The 17,446-nt window shown below is 36.3% G+C and carries 19 protein-coding genes, 1 other RNA gene and 1 pseudogene; 12 read left to right on the top strand and 9 right to left on the bottom strand.

The features are described 5' to 3' along the window. The first annotated feature begins 4 nt into the window (after positions 1-4). The 3 genes from lpxD to lpxA are packed head-to-tail and all read left to right on the top strand — an operon-like array spanning position 5 to position 2,352. A complete protein-coding gene (lpxD, locus tag EGS71_RS04080; protein ID WP_000868100.1) occupies positions 5-1,075 on the top strand; it encodes a UDP-3-O-(3-hydroxymyristoyl)glucosamine N-acyltransferase in 1,071 nt (356 codons plus the stop codon). A gap of 6 nt (positions 1,076-1,081) precedes the next feature. Then, positions 1,082-1,567 carry a 3-hydroxyacyl-ACP dehydratase FabZ gene (gene fabZ / locus EGS71_RS04075; protein ID WP_000140523.1) on the top strand — a complete coding sequence of 162 codons (486 nt, stop codon included), beginning with the start codon at positions 1,082-1,084 and terminating at the stop codon, positions 1,565-1,567. Next, positions 1,564-2,352 (top strand): acyl-ACP--UDP-N-acetylglucosamine O-acyltransferase, encoded by a 789-nt coding sequence (gene lpxA, locus EGS71_RS04070; protein WP_000064875.1) that lies wholly within the window; start codon positions 1,564-1,566, stop codon positions 2,350-2,352. Before fabZ ends, lpxA begins: the two co-directional genes overlap by 4 nt. Positions 2,353-2,406: 54 nt before the next feature. On the opposite strand, the gene EGS71_RS04065 is transcribed toward lpxA, so the two are convergent. Next, positions 2,407-3,291: a YbgF trimerization domain-containing protein gene (locus EGS71_RS04065; RefSeq protein WP_001178072.1), complete on the bottom strand. Its 885-nt coding sequence runs from the start codon at positions 3,289-3,291 to the stop codon at positions 2,407-2,409. Positions 3,292-3,607: 316 nt separating this feature from the next. Here EGS71_RS04065 and ffs point away from each other — a divergent pair. After that, positions 3,608-3,704, top strand: an RNA gene (ffs, locus tag EGS71_RS04060) — signal recognition particle sRNA small type. Positions 3,705-3,718: 14 nt separating this feature from the next. Here ffs and EGS71_RS04055 read toward each other — a convergent pair. From EGS71_RS04055 to EGS71_RS04040, 4 genes are all read right to left on the bottom strand, one after another. Continuing rightward, a complete protein-coding gene (locus EGS71_RS04055; RefSeq protein ID WP_000476751.1) occupies positions 3,719-4,201 on the bottom strand; it encodes a regulatory protein RecX in 483 nt (160 codons plus the stop codon). 53 nt (positions 4,202-4,254) lie between these two features. After that, a complete protein-coding gene (gene recA / locus EGS71_RS04050; RefSeq protein ID WP_000344169.1) occupies positions 4,255-5,304 on the bottom strand; it encodes a recombinase RecA in 1,050 nt (349 codons plus the stop codon). A 145-nt stretch (positions 5,305-5,449) separates the two neighbouring features. Continuing rightward, on the bottom strand, positions 5,450-5,890 hold the full coding sequence (locus EGS71_RS04045; RefSeq protein ID WP_000040963.1) for an RNA-binding S4 domain-containing protein: 441 nt from the start codon (positions 5,888-5,890) through the stop codon (positions 5,450-5,452). Further along, positions 5,874-6,560 carry an HAD-IA family hydrolase gene (locus tag EGS71_RS04040; protein WP_002009676.1) on the bottom strand — a complete coding sequence of 229 codons (687 nt, stop codon included), beginning with the start codon at positions 6,558-6,560 and terminating at the stop codon, positions 5,874-5,876. The genes EGS71_RS04045 and EGS71_RS04040 overlap by 17 nt, the downstream gene beginning before the upstream one ends. A 171-nt stretch (positions 6,561-6,731) precedes the next feature. Here EGS71_RS04040 and EGS71_RS04035 point away from each other — a divergent pair, with 171 nt between their 5' ends. The 3 genes from EGS71_RS04035 (at position 6,732) to EGS71_RS04025 (ending at position 7,834) form a co-directional block, all read left to right on the top strand. Beyond that, positions 6,732-7,091, top strand: a complete 360-nt coding sequence (locus EGS71_RS04035) for a YcgJ family protein (RefSeq protein ID WP_000798367.1) — start codon at positions 6,732-6,734, stop codon at positions 7,089-7,091. A gap of 98 nt (positions 7,092-7,189) precedes the next feature. Beyond that, positions 7,190-7,426 carry a hypothetical protein gene (locus EGS71_RS04030; protein ID WP_000525044.1) on the top strand — a complete coding sequence of 79 codons (237 nt, stop codon included), beginning with the start codon at positions 7,190-7,192 and terminating at the stop codon, positions 7,424-7,426. A 114-nt stretch (positions 7,427-7,540) separates the two neighbouring features. Then, entirely contained in the window at positions 7,541-7,834 is a 294-nt protein-coding gene (locus tag EGS71_RS04025) for a hypothetical protein (protein WP_000689662.1), read from the top strand. Positions 7,835-7,882: 48 nt separating this feature from the next. Here EGS71_RS04025 and EGS71_RS04020 read toward each other — a convergent pair whose 3' ends face one another. Together EGS71_RS04020 and gigD are read right to left on the bottom strand one after the other, a co-directional pair. Further along, positions 7,883-8,419 (bottom strand): GNAT family N-acetyltransferase, encoded by a 537-nt coding sequence (locus EGS71_RS04020; protein ID WP_000573221.1) that lies wholly within the window; start codon positions 8,417-8,419, stop codon positions 7,883-7,885. A 45-nt stretch (positions 8,420-8,464) separates the two neighbouring features. Continuing rightward, positions 8,465-8,914, bottom strand: a complete 450-nt coding sequence (gigD, locus tag EGS71_RS04015; RefSeq protein ID WP_001099948.1) for an Lrp/AsnC family transcriptional regulator GigD — start codon at positions 8,912-8,914, stop codon at positions 8,465-8,467. Positions 8,915-9,060: 146 nt separating this feature from the next. Here gigD and kynU point away from each other — a divergent pair, with 146 nt between their 5' ends. From kynU to EGS71_RS03995, 5 genes are all read left to right on the top strand, one after another. Next, positions 9,061-10,311, top strand: a complete 1,251-nt coding sequence (gene kynU, locus EGS71_RS04010; RefSeq protein WP_000632783.1) for a kynureninase — start codon at positions 9,061-9,063, stop codon at positions 10,309-10,311. 40 nt (positions 10,312-10,351) lie between these two features. Next, a complete protein-coding gene (locus EGS71_RS04005) occupies positions 10,352-11,758 on the top strand; it encodes an amino acid permease (RefSeq protein ID WP_000093791.1) in 1,407 nt (468 codons plus the stop codon). 7 nt (positions 11,759-11,765) lie between these two features. Continuing rightward, entirely contained in the window at positions 11,766-12,512 is a 747-nt protein-coding gene (locus EGS71_RS04000; protein ID WP_001233770.1) for an alpha/beta hydrolase, read from the top strand. An 869-nt stretch (positions 12,513-13,381) separates the two neighbouring features. Then, on the top strand, positions 13,382-13,495 hold the full coding sequence (locus tag EGS71_RS22750) for a hypothetical protein (protein WP_085916944.1): 114 nt from the start codon (positions 13,382-13,384) through the stop codon (positions 13,493-13,495). Between the two features lie 231 nt (positions 13,496-13,726). Then, positions 13,727-14,905 carry a S8 family peptidase gene (locus EGS71_RS03995; protein ID WP_001026396.1) on the top strand — a complete coding sequence of 393 codons (1,179 nt, stop codon included), beginning with the start codon at positions 13,727-13,729 and terminating at the stop codon, positions 14,903-14,905. Between the two features lie 47 nt (positions 14,906-14,952). On the opposite strand, the pseudogene EGS71_RS03990 reads toward EGS71_RS03995, so the two are convergent. Together EGS71_RS03990 and EGS71_RS03985 are read right to left on the bottom strand one after the other, a co-directional pair. Further along, positions 14,953-15,810, bottom strand: a pseudogene (locus EGS71_RS03990) (SulP family inorganic anion transporter); the annotation flags it as partial. Between the two features lie 31 nt (positions 15,811-15,841). Next, on the bottom strand, positions 15,842-17,425 hold the full coding sequence (locus tag EGS71_RS03985; protein WP_001094424.1) for an IS66-like element ISAba25 family transposase: 1,584 nt from the start codon (positions 17,423-17,425) through the stop codon (positions 15,842-15,844). Positions 17,426-17,446: the final 21 nt, after the last annotated feature.

Below are 17,446 nucleotides of genomic sequence, written 5' to 3'. Positions count from 1 at the left end.
ATTAATGAAAGTGCAACAATATCGTTTAGATGAATTAGCTCACCTTGTTAAAGGTGAGCTAATTGGTGAAGGTAGTCTTCAATTTTCAAACTTGGCGAGTTTGGAAAATGCAGAGGTTAACCATCTTACTTTTGTGAATGGTGAGAAACATCTCGATCAAGCTAAAGTAAGCCGTGCGGGTGCTTACATTATTACTGCAGCTTTAAAAGAGCATCTTCCTGAAAAAGATAATTTTATTATTGTTGATAATCCCTATCTTGCGTTTGCAATCCTTACCCATGTATTTGATAAAAAGATTAGCTCAACAGGCATAGAAAGCACTGCCCAAATTCATCCATCTGCTGTTATTTCCGAAACTGCTTATATTGGTCACTATGTGGTTATTGGTGAGAATTGTGTAGTTGGCGATAATACCGTCATTCAGTCACATACCAAACTTGATGATAATGTAGAAGTTGGAAAAGACTGTTTTATTGATTCTCATGTCACTATTACAGGTAGTTCTAAATTACGAGATCGCGTCCGTATTCATTCAAGTACTGTCATTGGTGGAGAAGGTTTTGGTTTTGCTCCATATCAAGGAAAGTGGCATCGTATTGCTCAATTAGGTTCAGTTTTAATTGGAAATGATGTCCGAATTGGATCAAATTGTAGTATTGATAGAGGCGCACTTGATAATACAATTTTGGAAGATGGGGTTATTATTGATAACCTTGTGCAAATTGCACATAACGTCCATATTGGTTCAAATACTGCTATTGCAGCGAAGTGCGGTATTGCTGGAAGTACAAAAATTGGCAAAAACTGTATTCTAGCTGGGGCGTGTGGAGTGGCAGGACACCTTTCAATTGCTGATAATGTGACTTTGACTGGAATGTCAATGGTCACAAAAAATATTTCTGAAGCTGGAACTTACTCTTCGGGAACCGGATTATTTGAAAATAATCATTGGAAAAAGACGATTGTACGCTTGCGACAATTAGCAGATGTGCCATTGACCCAAATCACTAAACGACTTGATCATATACAAGCTCAAATAGAGTCTCTTGAATCAACTTTTAATTTGCGTAAATAGAATATTATGACCGAGTCTACTACACCTAAATTTGCCATCCCTGAATTACCAATGCAGATTCAAACGATTCGTCAATATTTGCCGCATCGTTACCCATTCTTATTGGTTGATCGTGTGACTGAAGTTACTGACAATAGTATTGTTGGTTATAAAAATGTTTCTATCAATGAAGAGTTCCTACAAGGGCATTTCCCAGAATATCCAATTATGCCTGGTGTTCTCATTGTTGAAGCATTAGCTCAAGTTTCAGGCGTTCTTGGTTTTATTATGAACAATGAAACGCCAAAACCAGGTTCATTATTCCTGTTTGCTGGTGCAGAAAGAGTTAGATTTAAAAAACAAGTAGTTGCAGGTGATCAACTTGTATTAAAATCTGAGTTGGTTATGCAGAAGCGCGGTATCTACAAATACAATTGTACAGCTAGCGTTGACGGCATTGTAGCAGCAACCGCTGAGATTATGATTTCACACCAAAAAACAGAGCAGGCATGAGCAATCACGATTTAATCCATTCTACCGCCATTATTGATCCATCTGCAGTGATTGCTTCAGATGTTCAAATAGGACCTTATTGTATTATTGGTCCTCAAGTGACTATTGGTGCTGGTACTAAATTACATTCTCATGTGGTTGTAGGTGGTTTTACCAGAATTGGCCAAAATAACGAAATCTTTCAATTTGCAAGTGTTGGCGAAGTTTGCCAAGACCTCAAATATAAAGGTGAAGAAACGTGGCTTGAAATTGGTAACAATAATCTAATTCGCGAACATTGCAGCTTACATAGAGGTACGGTGCAAGATAATGCATTAACCAAGATAGGTAGTCATAACCTATTAATGGTAAATACACATATTGCACATGATTGTATCGTAGGTGACCATAATATCTTTGCTAATAATGTAGGTGTCGCTGGACATGTACATATTGGTGATCACGTTATTGTGGGTGGTAATTCTGGAATTCATCAATTCTGTAAGATCGATTCTTATAGCATGATTGGTGGGGCATCTCTGATTCTTAAAGATGTTCCGGCCTATGTGATGGCGTCTGGTAACCCTGCACATGCGTTTGGTATAAATATTGAAGGTATGCGAAGAAAAGGTTGGTCTAAAAATACAATTCAAGGCTTAAGAGAAGCTTATAAATTGATATTTAAATCTGGATTAACTTCTGTTCAAGCTATTGACCAAATTAAAAGTGAAATCTTACCTTCAGTTCCGGAAGCTCAACTCTTGATTGATTCTCTTGAACAATCAGAGCGTGGAATTGTGCGCTAATCAAGAAGACATAAAAAAAGACACTGTTAAAACAGTGTCTTTTTTATGTCTAAATTATTTGTTAAAGAATTTTGCTTCTTCAGACTTTGGATATTGGCTAAGTAACTTGTTCTTGTATTGATTTGCTGACACAGTATTCTTATCAACATCTTTAGCAATACTATAAAGTTGGTACAATGCTCGAGGTGCCTTACTTGAATTTGGGTATTGGTTAGCTACGACATTATAGTTTTTCTTTGCTTCATTATAGTTTACTGGATCTGTCGCTAAATGAAACTCGGCTAACCAAAAATAAGCATTACCTGTATAGATACTATTAGGATGGTTTTTTATAAAGTTTTGCATTGGAGCAATTGCTTTTTTAGCACCGCCTTGTTTATACGCATCTAAAGCTACAGTATAAGCAGCTTTTTCTAATTCGAGGGAATTTGACGGGTTTTGCGCAGCAGCTGGTGCTGGTTGAGTAGTGGTTGTTGGTGCGCTAGGCTGCTGCTCAGAAGTTTGTGTGGCTGGTACTGTAGCTACTTTATTACTCTCTGTGGTTTGAGGGGCTGGTGCACTAGCAGGAGTAGTGTTATCGGACGTTGCATTCGAACTATCATCTTGTGTAGCACTGTCAGGGTCAACTTTTTGGTGTAATAATTCTAAACGTTGATCTAAATCAGTATAGCGGTTCGCAAGGTCTTTCTTTAATTGCTCAATATCATTCGCTTGTTCTTCTAACTGACCTCTTAATGTACGAATATCATTTTCTAATTGTTGGTTTTTTTGCATCAATTCCCAGTTTAAATTTGTAGGAACTGAAATATTGCTTGAAGAAGTATTAGATGCACTACCATCATTTTGACTTAAACCACGAGACTCGATAGGAATGTTTGCGTATAGAGAAGTGGTACTCATTAAGGCAATAAATAATAAAGAATGCTTCTTCATTTGCATGTGTATAAATCCATAATTTTATATAAAAGCCACCTCGATACAGGAATATAAAAAACAATTCTCTAAATATCTAAGGTTTTTCATTGATCAATGCAATTAAAGCAGTTAACAGTTTAAATGCAAGGATAGTTTACAATCTTCAAGCATATTTTATGCAAAATACGAAAAGAGCATAAGTTCAGAAAATTACATTTTTAGTGTTTTAAGCTATTTTTGCTGATGAATTAATCAATCGAAACAAAAACTTGCTGAAAAAGACAGAGAAGGGTTGCAACTCTTTTAAAAATCTCTATACTTTGTTTTGCAATGGTAGCCCCGCTGGTGGCTTCGCAATTGTACTCTGTGAACCCCGCCAGGACCGGAAGGTAGCAACGGTAGCAGATCTATGATGTGCCGAAGTTTTGCTAGTGGGGTTGCCACCATTCTTTTAATCCAATTTTCTTTGGATTGCTTTTAAAATTACATCTAAATCAAATCCTCTATATTGTAAGAATCTGATCTGTTTTGCTTTAAGTTTTGGATCTTTCTCTACAGCTTCTCCAAATTTTTTAACTTTAAGTTGATAAGCTTGTTCTACCCAATCAATTTCTTGAATTTCATCTGCAATTAAATCATTTTCAATTTGTTTAGTTTTTAAAGCTTGTTGAATCCGTTTCGGTCCTTTACCTTTACGAATTTGGCTTGCTAGCATTTGCTCAGCAACACGCTGATCACTCTGGTAATTTTGTTCAGATAACTCCTCAACCAGTTGTTTTACTTCTTCTATATTTTGTGCATAAAGAGCTAATTTCTCGATAAGCTCTGCTTTAGAGTAATCTCGGCGAGTGAGTAAAGCAAAAGCATATGAGCGTAAACGTTGGCCAGTAAGAGGAGGGCGCTGCTGAGATTGCTCATCGTTTCTTTTGAACATATAAAATTCCTTGTAAAAAACGCCCCGAAGGGCGTTTTATGACTCATGTATAATTACGATTCTAATAAAAGATCTGGCTCTTCTTCATCTTCAATTTGAACTGCACCATTTGTGCCTGTAGTCAGCAATTGTTCACGGATATTACGTTCAATTTCTTCAGCTATTTGAGTATTTTCTTCAAAATAGCGAATTACATTGTTTTTACCTTGGCCAATTTTATTGCCTTGATATGAATACCATGCACCAGCTTTTTGTACGATATCCTGTTGTACAGCTAAATCTACAAGTTCACCTAGTTGGTTAGTACCTTTACCGTATAGAATTTGGAAAATAGCTTCTTTAAACGGAGGAGCCATTTTGTTCTTAACGACTTTAACTTTAGTTTCTGAACCAACAATTTCATCGCCTTCTTTTACTTGACCGATACGACGAATATCTAAACGAACTGAAGCGTAGAATTTAAGAGCGTTACCACCAGTGGTAGTTTCTGGGCTACCAAACATAACACCAATTTTCATACGAATCTGGTTAATGAAGATAACCATACAGTTTGAACGTTTAGCATTACCCGTAATTTTACGAAGTGCCTGGCTCATAAGACGTGCTTGTAGACCCATATGAGAGTCACCCATCTCACCTTCGATTTCTGCTTTAGGGGTAAGTGCAGCTACCGAGTCCACAACGATTAAATCAATTGCGCCTGAACGGACAAGCATGTCAGCAATTTCAAGTGCTTGCTCACCATTGTCGGGTTGTGAAACAAGTAGGTTATCAATATCTACACCAAGTTTGCGTGCATATTGAGGGTCTAGGGCGTGCTCAGCATCAATGAAAGCACATGTACCACCAGATTTTTGACATTGAGCAATTGCTTGCAATGTCATTGTAGTTTTACCAGAAGATTCAGGACCATAAATTTCGATAATACGGCCTTTTGGTAAACCACCAATCCCCAATGCGATGTCTAAAGTTAAAGAACCTGTAGATACGGCTTCAACTGCTTGAACAGTGTTATCACCAAGACGCATAACCGTATTTTTACCAAATTGCTTCTCAATTTGGCTCAAAGCGGCTTGTAATGCTTTGCTTTTATTCTCATCCATCTCAAAAACCTCAATACTCTATGTTCATCACGTTTAACCCAAGTGGATGCATTGAATCTCAACTTGTTTCACAGGGCTAATAGTGACAGATTTTTTCTCTAGCTTCTATATATTGTATATGTGAGTGCGACACAACTCGACGTTTTTATTCATCATTATAAGACCAGTGATCTTCATAATGTTGATCATTATCCTGTTTAAACCGATTGATTTGTCGCCGATCTTTCTTGCTTGGTCTATGGTCAGGTCGTGCTAGATTATGCAATTTTCGTTGGGAAGCAATCAACTCCCGTCTTGCAATACTTACTTCTGTTTCTTCATAAAGTTGTTGTGCAACAGGAGCCGGTCCTCGGGTATTGGAGAGCGCTTTAACAACAACTGTTTTTTTATCGAAACCTTGTTGAACTACGAGCTCCATACCGACACGAATCTCTTTAGAAACTTTTACACGTTCATTATTGTGATGTACTTTACCCCCTTCAATTGCAGCTTTAGCAATAGAACGGGTTTTAAAAAAACGTGCTGCCCACAACCATTTGTCGACACGCATGGTTTCTACAGCATCGTTTTCACGCAATTTTGACATCATTATCCTTTCTATCAATTTGATTCAAAATAGACAGTAGCTCTGTAAGCTGATCTAGAGCTTTATACTCTAAATCTTGTGGCTGTCTTTTACTCTTAAGACTTGAGGGCTGTAAGATAGTAAACAAGTGTCTTATACCAAATTTTTCTGCTGTTTTTAAAACAGGAAGAGTGTCATCTAAAAAAATAGTGCTTTCTGGCGCAAAATAATGCAAGCGTTGCAACTCTTGCCAGAATCGGATGTTTTCTTTTGCGTAACCAATTTGTTCGCTAGATACGATGACTTCAAAAAAATCTTGGATAGGAACGTTATCAAGTTTTAATTTTAGGCTTGCACAGTCAGCATTGGTGACTAGCCAACATTGATAATCTTGTGCTTTTAAAGCGTTGAGCAGCTCCATGCATCCTGGTCTCGCTTTAATTTTATGCTGAAATTCTTGCTGGAGCTTTAAAACATCCACGCCAGTTGTTTGTGTCCAGTAATTTGATGAGTACCAAGCAAGCGTATGTTTATGGCTGCGATAAAACTGGTTTAATATTTCTTGACTCTCAGTTAAAGATAGATGATGTGTTTCAGAATGTCTTTTAGGTAAGCATTCGTTCCAGATAAAGTCATCAAAAGCCAAATCTAGTAAAGTTCCATCCATGTCAAACAGGACTACCTTATTCATGTTGCGAACGCTCCAGCTTTAAATATACATGGAAGAAATTAGCTTAAGATTATAAACATTAAAGCCTCAAAAACAGATTGATTTGTTGTTATCTCATCATTTTAAAGTTCTAAAGATATTTTACTTTTGGTATATTATTTCAATAATTAATGATAACGAGTGAATTAAAAAATGAAAAATTCTAATTTCTTTGTTGTTTTTATCGGTTCTGTTTGTTTTGCGTTTAGTGCAAATACATTGGCACAAAATACAGCTGCAGTTTTTTCACCTAAAAGAGGTGTAGTCTGTGATAAATATATTTGTGCAGATAAAAAGGGCGTTTCCAAATCCTTAACTAATCAATATTTAGGTGCAAAAAAAGCAAAACAAGCTTTTTCACAAGGTGACTTTGATACATCTGCTTTTACTTTTTCTAATGGTGTATTTTGTGATACCACTACTAAATTGTGCCATGTGAATAAATTTTTTGAAAATGGTCATAGAAGTAGAGTAGATAAAAAAATGACTGATAAAATTTTTAAAAATAGGTAGTTATATGAATTGTAAATTAGTTTTTTGATACTTTTTTGCGTTTCTATACTTTATATGAAATTATTATTATTTAAATATTATTAAAAGTTGGAATAAAAGTGGGATTATATACAATTAGATATGGTTATCGTAACAACAGTTTTTTTATTGCTTCAAACACGGCTGGGCAGTTTATTGTGATTGATGCATTAGGAGCAGATTTCCAGATTGGTCATCAAATTTCTTATGAAGGGAGCAAAATAATAAACGAAACATTAAATGATGAAACGGAAGCAAAAGTTCATCTTGAGAGCAACGAAAAAGAAGCTTATGAGTATTTACGGACAATGAAATAATCATCTCGTTATTTTGATTTACATAGGATACGTATTGGCAAACATTTTATAAATTGAACTCTACTTATTTAAAGTTATATTAAAAATCATTTGAATAACAATTTAGAGTAGGCGATGAAAATTGGATTTATTGGAGGAGCCAATGATGGCATTGTAATCAATGCTGCCAATGGTATTGATACTTATAAACTTGAATGGCATTACAAGGCTGAGAAGCATTGTGAAGAACAGCCATCATTAGGGCTAAATGGCCCCGAATATGACTATTACAATTTATTAATTTTGAGAAAAAATAAAGAGGCAAAACTTTTCTACGTTTTAACTACCATGGACAAAGAAGATATAGCGAATAAGATTAATGAGTATTGGGAGTATTCCACCTCTGTAGGTTATGACTTTGATGAGTAGTAACCATTTAAATTTATTGAAATATTTTTATATTAGTATTTAACTCAGTCATAACTCAAGCTTAGGATGATATATTTCATAAAGAACATGCTTTTGTAAGGCATGTTCATCTGGAAGCTTGGGATGATTAAAGTATTTAACTTTGCGCATTCCTAGTCTTTCCATCACGGCTTGAGATGGCTTATTCACTGTTGCTGTGAAAGAAACCACTTTATCTTTATTGAGAATATTAAAGGCATAGTCCAATGCTGCTTTTGCTCCTTCAGTGGCATAACCTTTTTTCCAGTGTTCTGTAGCAATTCTCCATCCAATTTCAATGCAGGGAGAAAAATCAAATTGTTCTGGTTGGTTGTGTAAGCCAATAAAGCCTATAAATTCTTGAGTTTCTTTTAATTCTACCGCCCAAAATCCCCAGCCATTTTCATCAATAAGAGCTGATATTCTTTGAATTAAACTTATACTTTCAGTAGCAGCTAAAAGCTTTGGGAAAAAACGCATAACATCTTCGTCTAAACCCATTTTGATAAATGGCTCTGAATCAGACTCTTTCCATTGTCTTAAGATTAAACGTTCAGTTTCGATCATAGTAAAAATTTTTTAACGAGAGTTTTTTAATTTTAGCTAAATATTCTACAGCGGCTTTTGTATAATTTTCTGTAAGATAATTTTTGAGTTAATGCTTACCACACCTTTAATTTTATTGAGTGTATTAATAACAAAATGAGAAAAAGAGTTTAGATCTTTAGTGGCAACGTGCAGTACATAATTAGATTCACCTGTAATGATATAAGCATTGATGACTTCATCAAAATTCTTGATTTGGCTTAAAAAAAAGTTGTGGTCATTTTCGGTGAGTTGAGCAAGTTTTATTTCAACTATTGCCTCAATTTTTATACCTAATTTTTCATAATTAACTTTTGCTTGATATTTTTCAATGATTCCGTTGGTTTCTAAAATTTTAACGCGTCTGTGACAAGCAGATGCTGAAAGATTAACAAGATCAGCAAGTTCTTGGTTACTTAAACGGGCATTGTCTTGTAAATACTTCAAAATTTTTAGATCGATCGCATCTACATTCATTTTCGAATTTCATCCATATTTTTTAATTTTAATTAGAATTTTATACGAAAATAGCTATTTTTGATCAAATATTATCGAATAAATCGTACAAATTGACGTGATAAAATTCAAATACAAAGGAAATGTAGAAATAGGTGCAATATCAAATGATTACTCGTGAACAGTGTTTGTATTGGGATCAGGAAGATGAACTCAAAAAATTTAAAGATGAATTTGCATTGCCAGAAGGCGTCATTTATTTAGATGGTAACTCTTTAGGTGCTAGACCAAAGAAATCTTTGGCTGTCGCTCAGCATATTATTTCCCAAGAATGGGGAGAAGATCTGATCAATAGCTGGAATAAGGCAGACTGGTGGGGGCTACCAACACGGCTGGGTGACAAAGTCGCTAAACTGATTGGTGCGGAAAAAGGTGAAGTTGTTATTTCAGATTCAACTACACTGAACTTATTTAAAGTTTTATCTGCAGCGGTAAAAATTCAGGCTGATAAATTCCCTGAACACAAAATTATTGTGGCAGAAAAAGATGCCTTTCCAACAGATATTTACATTATTGAAGGTTTCATTGACTTAATTCAAAAGGGCTATCAGGTTGAATTAATTGATGGCGTAGAAGACTTATCTCGTGCTTTAGAGAAAGATGTTGCTGTAGTGGTACTTTCCCATGTGAATTACCGCACTGGTTATTTTTATGATATGGCATCTATTAATGAACAAATTCATTCTAAAGGTGCTTTGGTGATTTGGGATTTATGTCACTCAGTCGGTGCTGTTCCTATGCACCTTAATCAAACTGATAGCGATTTTGCGATTGGTTGTACCTATAAATATTTAAATGGTGGCCCTGGTTCTCCTGCATTGCTCTGGGTCAATGAAAAGCACCGTGATCAGTTCTGGCAGCCTTTATCAGGTTGGTGGAGTCATAAAAAACCATTTGATATGGCACAGCATTATGAGCCAGCGAATAGTATCCGCCGATATTTATGTGGAACTCAGCCGGTTATTTCTATGAGTTTGATTGAATGCGGAGTGGATATTTTCCTGCATGCTGATATGAAAAAAATCCGTGAGAAATCTTTGAAATTAACTGATTTATTTATTCAATTGGTACATCAAGAATGTTCTGAATTTGGATTTGAGTTAATTACGCCTTTAGATCATAAGCATCGTGGTAGCCATGTTAGTTATCGTCATGAATTCGGTTATGAAATTATTCAGGCACTTATTGCACGCGGTGTGATTGGTGATTATCGGGAACCTGCAGTCTTGAGATTTGGTATTACACCTTTGTATCTGGGCTTTGAAGATATTTGGAATGCAGTACAGCACTTAAAAGAAACCATGCTGAATAGTGAATGGAAAAACAAAAAGTATTTAGTTCGCGGTGAAGTGACCTGATTTTAAGGAATCAAAATAAAACAAATGGCTAGGAGGGCCTATGAGTAGTTTTGATGAAATACAAAATAGAGAAGCTGGGCTGCATAAAAAGTTATCTGCAAAACAGATGGGGATGATTGCGATTGGTGGAGCAATTGGAACCGGATTGTTTATGGGAAGCAAATTTGCAATTAGCTTTGCAGGTCCCGCAGTCATAGTCAGCTATGCGATTGGTGGTTTAATTGCTTTTGCGCTTATGGCTTGTTTGGCTGAAATGACAGTTCAGCATCCTACTTCGGGCTCATTTGGTGCATATGCAGAACATTATATAAGTCCACTTGCTGGCTTCTTAGTTCGCTACTGTTACTGGGCTTGTATTGTACTGGCGGTAGGTACAGAGATTACCGCCGTTGCTGATTATATGAAGCTCTGGTTCCCAAATGTAGGCTCTTGGGTCTGGATTGGATTTTTTTCACTGACCTTACTTGTTGTAAATGCCTATAGTGTTAAAGCTTTTGGACTAGTGGAATACTGGTTTTCCACAATTAAAGTTTTTGCCATTATTGTGTTTATTCTTTTGTCTATTGGTATCTTGACGCAAAGCAATCAGGGAATGACACAAGTTGTAACTCATTTATCAGGACATGGGGGCTTTTTTCCAAATGGCTTTAGTGGGGTCTGGATTGGAGTAATCATTTCAATATTTAGTTATTTAAGTATAGAAATGATTGCTGTCGCGGCTGGCGAAGCTAAAGACCCAGAAAAGGCAGTTAAAAAAGCATTCAAAAGCACAGCACTTCGACTCATTTTGTTTTATTTATTGTCCTTATTCCTAATCGTTACTTTGGTGCCGTGGACTGTTTTGATTGGAGCAGATGCAACAAGTCCGTTTGTTATGGTCATGAAGAATGTCGGTATCCCGTATGCGGATAGTATTTTAAACTTTATTGTAATTGTAGCTGCCTTATCAGCCATGAATAGCATGCTTTATATTTCAACTCGTATGCTGTTTAGCTTGTCACGTGCAGGTGATGCCCCAAAAGTCTTTGGTCGAATTAGTAGTAATGGTGTACCGGTAAATGCGCTGTTGTTATCTGCGGTAGGGATTGGTATTGCTAGTATTGTTTATACGATTAATCCAGCTTCCGCATTTCCAATTATGATTGCGCTATCCATGTTTGGTGCGTTGTTCACGTGGGGAAGTATATTTGTGACTCATATGTTTTTTAGAAGACATATGGTTCAGCAAAATATACAACTAAAATTTAAAATTCCTGCTAGTCGATTTATCTCTTTGTTTGGGTTTATTGCGATTTTAAGCATTACAGTGACTACCTGGTTTACCAGTGAATTTAAGTCTACTTTACAATTTGGCGTACCTTTAGTTCTGGTTCTTATATTTTTCTATTATTTGAAACGTTCTACCGTAAAGTTAAATCTCAACTCTAGTGAAGAAACATTGAAGTGATTGGTATATGAGAAAGTATGACAATGCTACAACGGTAGAGAATGAAGGTGAAATACTAGCAGGCTTCCAATACAGAAGCTTGCTGAGTTATCAGGCCTATCATCATATAAAAGATATAAAGTACGGTTCAAAGAACCGATCAACGCTGGATTTTTTTCCTCTAGAACATGTCAATAAAACCGTAATTTTTATACATGGGGGATATTGGCAGTGGTGTGATAAATCGGACTTTGTCTTTATAGCGCCGTACATATTAGCAAAAGGAGCGCAGTGTGTACTTTTAGAATATGACTTGGCTCCTCAAAGTCATATTTCACAAATCGTTGCTCAAACTCAACAAGCGCTCGATTTTATTGCACAGCAGAATTGGAAAACAGACGAAGTAGTATTGGTCGGCCATTCAGCAGGTGCTCATCTTGGTGCTTTATGTTTAAACCATCCGTTATTATCCAAGGCAACTTTATTAAGTGGGATTTATGATTTATTACCTATACAAGAGAGTCATTTAAATCACGCTTTAAACTTATCGCAAGAGGATATTTTGAAATATAGTCCTATTCATCAGCAGGAACAGATCAATATTCCTTGTACGATTTTGTGTGGTGGATTAGAACTTAGTGAATTAAAATGGCAAAGTCAAAATTATTTTGAGTACCGACTTAGTCAAGGTGACGATATGATTTCTTTTGAAATTATTCCTGAGATTAACCATTACTCTATTTTAGAACACTATTTTAAATTTATATTTAAGTGAGAAATTAAGTTTGAGTTAGCCTTGGTAAACATAGGGTAAGTTGATTTAAATATTATAGAAACAATAGGTGGCTGGAAAATCATGAAAAGTTATCTTATTTATAATATTAAGTTCAGCTAATAAAATATTTCAGTACAAGAGCACTGAGTATGATAAATAACCAAGTTGAACAACATATAAATTGATATATTGTTTTATTAAATTTAAATAAATATATTGATTTTTGCTTAATCAACAAGGAAGTGTAGAGTGTGTCACAATTTTTTGAGTTTTTTACTGCTGTATACTATTTTAAGTTGACCTAAACTAATATCTCGATTAGATTAAAAAGATAGTGTTTTCTCTCTAATCGACAAACTGTTTAGCTGTTGCTTAGATGAGTTTATAGTCCGTAGCTTCCCAAGATGCGGACTTTTTTATTTTTGTACAATTCGTTAACGATACAAAGATCCGCGCATTAAAAAGACAGTTAATAGTAAATTCGGTTCAATTCAAGTGAAAAATTTAAAGAAGTATTGTAAATATATCTTTAAAGGTATATATTTATATATGCATATACTGCGTCTGTAAAGTTGTTTGTTTTTTAATACCCACATATTTTTAAGATATGTGGGTATTTTTTATTAAAAATATTTTTAAACTGGCTAAGTTTTATATAAAGGGTTTATTTTAGTTAGATAAGAAAATTCAAATCATTTGTTTATATAATTTATTACTAATAAGCTTGATTAATAAAAAAATAGGGAATATATATTTATACATTTATTATACATATTAATCACAGTTAAAGAAATTGTTAATTTTTTATAGTTGTATGGACTTTTATATTTTGAAATAATTGTCTATAACCTGTTAATTATCATATTGTTATGGATATTTTGAAGTTTTTAAGAAGTTTTAATACTGTTGGTACTTACTTAGCAATGGCTACTATAGTTCTTATCATAATGGTTATATTCTTTTATATTATTGAACCCAAATAGAGTGATATTTTAATTATAAAAAAATAAAATATTTAAATTATAAGTAGATAGATGTCACATTTTTCTATAAAAAAGTGGATTGATATTGTTTAACCTAAAAAATTATGAAAATATGGTTGGGGTTTAAAAGCAGATAAAACTCCTCAAAGTTCTCATCTAAAATTTTAATCCTGAAGTAAAAAGTTATTAATTATCATAAAAATACCTGAAATATAATATATGGAGATAGTCATGAATATTCGCCAAGTGTCTGCTATTTGTCTTTCAATAGCAGCTACTCATTTTGTGTATGCCGCTTCAAATGTTACAAATCCTGTAAATGATTCTTCCCAAGCAAAAGGAATTATTAAAAATCAATATATTGTTATATTAAATAAGGATGCAGGTCCTTCTAAAGATTTCGCACAAAATATTGCTAAACAACATGCTGGTAAAGTTTTACAAAGCTACGATACTGTTCTTAAAGGTTTTGCAATTTATTTACCTGATACAGCAGGGGCAGCCTTTATTGAAGCGATGAAAAAGAACCCTCATGTTCTTTCAGTAGAAAGCGATACAATAGTAAATATTGATGCAACTACTCAAAGTAATCCAGATTGGGGACTAGATCGTATAGACCAGAAAGCTTTACCATTAAATTCGGCTTATTCTTATTTACAGACCGGTTCAGGTACTACGGCTTATATCGTGGATACTGGTATATTATCTAGTCACCAAGAGTTTTCAGGACGTGTATTAAGTGGTTATACCGCAATATCTGATGGCAATGGTACAACCGACTGTAATGGACATGGGACCCATGTTGCTGGAACGGTAGGGGGTACGACCTATGGTGTTGCCAAAAATGTCAATTTAGTTCCAATCCGGATTTTGGGATGTGATGGGTCAGGGGCCTCAAGTAATGTTATTGCTGGTTTAGACTGGATATTGAAAAATGGTAAAAAACCTGCAGTTGTAAATATGTCTTTAGGTGGGGCGACAAGTTCTTCTTTAGATAGTGCAGTGGAAAACTTATATAATAATGGTTATGTCATGGTCGTAGCCGCTGGCAATTCAAATACAGATGCATGTACATCTTCTCCAGCAAGAGTAAGTAAGGCTATTACAGTTGCTGCGACAGATAATACCGATACTCGGGCAAGCTATTCTAATTATGGAAGCTGTGTTGATATTTTTGCACCGGGTAGCCAAATTAATTCTTCTTGGATTGGAAGTAATACAGCTACCAAGATATTAAATGGTACTTCAATGGCAACCCCGCATGTTGCTGGTGTAGTTGCTGAAATGCTTCAAAGTACACCTACGGCTTCACCTCAAACGATCTCTACCAATCTTTTAAATCAAGCGAGCAGTAACGTAGTAAAAAACCCTTCAGGTAGCCCAAACCGCTTGTTATATAAATCTCCTTAATAAAAATATAATTCTCTATGATTGAAAAGGTCCCGAAGGACCTTTTTTTAAATTTTTGCATGTGTACCATACTTGTCAATCATGATTGAACTGGCTTCATTTAAACCACGTACAGTAACTTGTATGCCATTCTTTTGGAACTTTTCTACTGCTGAATCAAGCATTGCAACCGAAGTGACATCCCAAATATGTGAATGAGTCAGATCAATAATGACTTCTTTTACTTCTTCTTTAAAGTTAAAGCCGTGCATGAATTTATCTGAAGAACTAAAAAAGATTTGTCCTCTTAAATCATATAAACGAGCGTTGCCTTCTAATGAACTTATTACCTGTATATCATTTTCAAGTTTATTGGCTAAGAAAAGCGCGGAGAGTAGCACACCTGTCAATACGCCTAATGCTAGATTGTGAGTAGCTACAACTACAACAACCGTTGCAATCATAACGGTATTGCTACTTTTAGGATTAGTTTTAAATTGGGTAAGTGAACGCCACTCAAAAGTACTTATTGATACCATAATCATGACAGCAACAAGCGCAGCCATAGGAATAACTTTCAACCAATCACTTAAAAATACTACTAAAATCAGCAAAAATATGCCTGCGCATAAAGTAGATAAGCGTGTGCGACCACCTGATTTAACATTAATCATTGATTGCCCAATCATGGCACATCCAGCCATCCCACCCATAAAACCCGAGGCAATATTGGCAATACCTTGACCTTTACATTCCTTAAATTTATTACTCGGGCTGTCCGTCATTTCATCAACAATTGTGGCTGTCATCATCGACTCAAGTAAGCCAACTGCAGCTAACGCCAATGAATAAGGAAGAATGATAAGAATTGTATCTAAATTAAGAGGAATATCCGGAATTAAAAAAATAGGTAGAGTATTTGGGAGGTAAGCGTCCGCTGAATCCCATACCTATTTTTTAATTCGATTTAGGTTTCCAGCAGTGCGGCAGTAACTCTTCAATCTGGGTCACTTTATGTGTCGGTAACCTTTTCAGCACATCACTTAAATAGGCATACGGATCCAGCCCATTCAGCTTTGCTGACTGGATTAAAGTCATGATGTTTGCCGCTCGCTGACCACTGCGCAGCGAACCTGCAAACAGCCAGTTCTTGCGCCCCAACGCCCAGGGACGCATCTGATTCTCTACCCAATTGTTGCATATCGGTAGATTGCCATCATCCAGATAGCGGCTTAAGGCTGGCCAACGCTTCAGAGTGTAATTGATGGCCTTGGCGGTGGGAGAACTCGATGGCACTGTCAGATGATGTTGGTTGAGCCATTCATATAGTTGTTGCATCACTGGTTGACTATGCTGTTGTCGGTATTCGCGGCGGTCTTCCGCTGTACCATCGGTCTTTTTCCTGAGTTCTGCTTCTATCGCATACAGTTTCTGAATCAGCACCAATGCCTGTTCAGCGACCTGACTTTTCCCGGTCACATGCAGTTCATGGAATTTACGACGTGCATGGGCCATGCAGCCGACCTCTATGACCTGGCCTGATTTAAAGCGTGCTTTATAACCACTGTAATCATCACAGACTAGATTGCCCTGCCAGCCTTTCAAGAACTCTGCAGCATGCTGGCCTGAACGACTATCCTGAAAGTCATAGATCACCGCCTGAACTGGATTGTACTGTGTGGTGGCATAGGCCCAGACATAACCTTTCTTCGGTTTTTTCTCATTCTCACCCATCCGCATGATGGTGACCGGTGTTTCATCTGCATGCAGCACCCGCTGTTGCAGCACCACCTCTTTTAAGGCATTGGCCAGAGGTTCCAGTTCTACACCGCAGCGACCTATCCAGTCAGATAAAGTTGATCTAGAAAGTTCGATTCCCGCCCGCTGATAGATCAGACGTTGACGGTACAGCGGCAAATGATCGGCATACTTCGATACCAGCACATGGCTGAGCAATTCAGGTGAAGCAATGCCTTTATCAATCACATAGGCGGGCATCGCTTGCTGAGTCAGAGTGTCACACTGATCACAGACCCATTTACCACGCACATGCTGTTCCTTATAGAACTGTGCCGGTCTGAAATGCAGTTTCTCACTGACATCTTCGCCGATACGACGGAGTTGGCATCCACAAGTGCATTGGGTTGATGCAGGTTCATGCTCAATACGGATGGTGTGTAGATGATCTGGCAGTGGTCGACGTTTAGGTTTATTGGTTTTGGCTTTCTGTGTCGCTGCATCGGTTTTATCTGCATTTAATCGTTCTAATTCCAGATCAACAGCAGCAATATCTTCTTCAACCGCTTCATCCCATAGGTGGATTTGTTTTGCCGTTAAGTGTTCATTCTTTTGGGCGAATTTGTGCTTTTTAAACAGCGCCAGTTCATGCTCGTATTTTTGATTGAGAATAGAAAGATGTTGAACTTTGGCATCCAATTGTTGGTTTGATTGTGCTAGAGACTGATGCTGCATCGCCAACTGTCTGGTGAATTCCAGCAGTTGTTCATGGGTCAGTTGGCTTAAGTCAGGCAGCGTATTCATGACCGCAGTATGCCTGAGGTC

This window comes from Acinetobacter sp. FDAARGOS_559, from assembly GCF_003940475.1.
Classification (GTDB): Bacteria; Pseudomonadota; Gammaproteobacteria; order Pseudomonadales; family Moraxellaceae; genus Acinetobacter; species Acinetobacter baumannii.
This window is presented reverse-complemented; position numbering and strand designations above follow the sequence as displayed.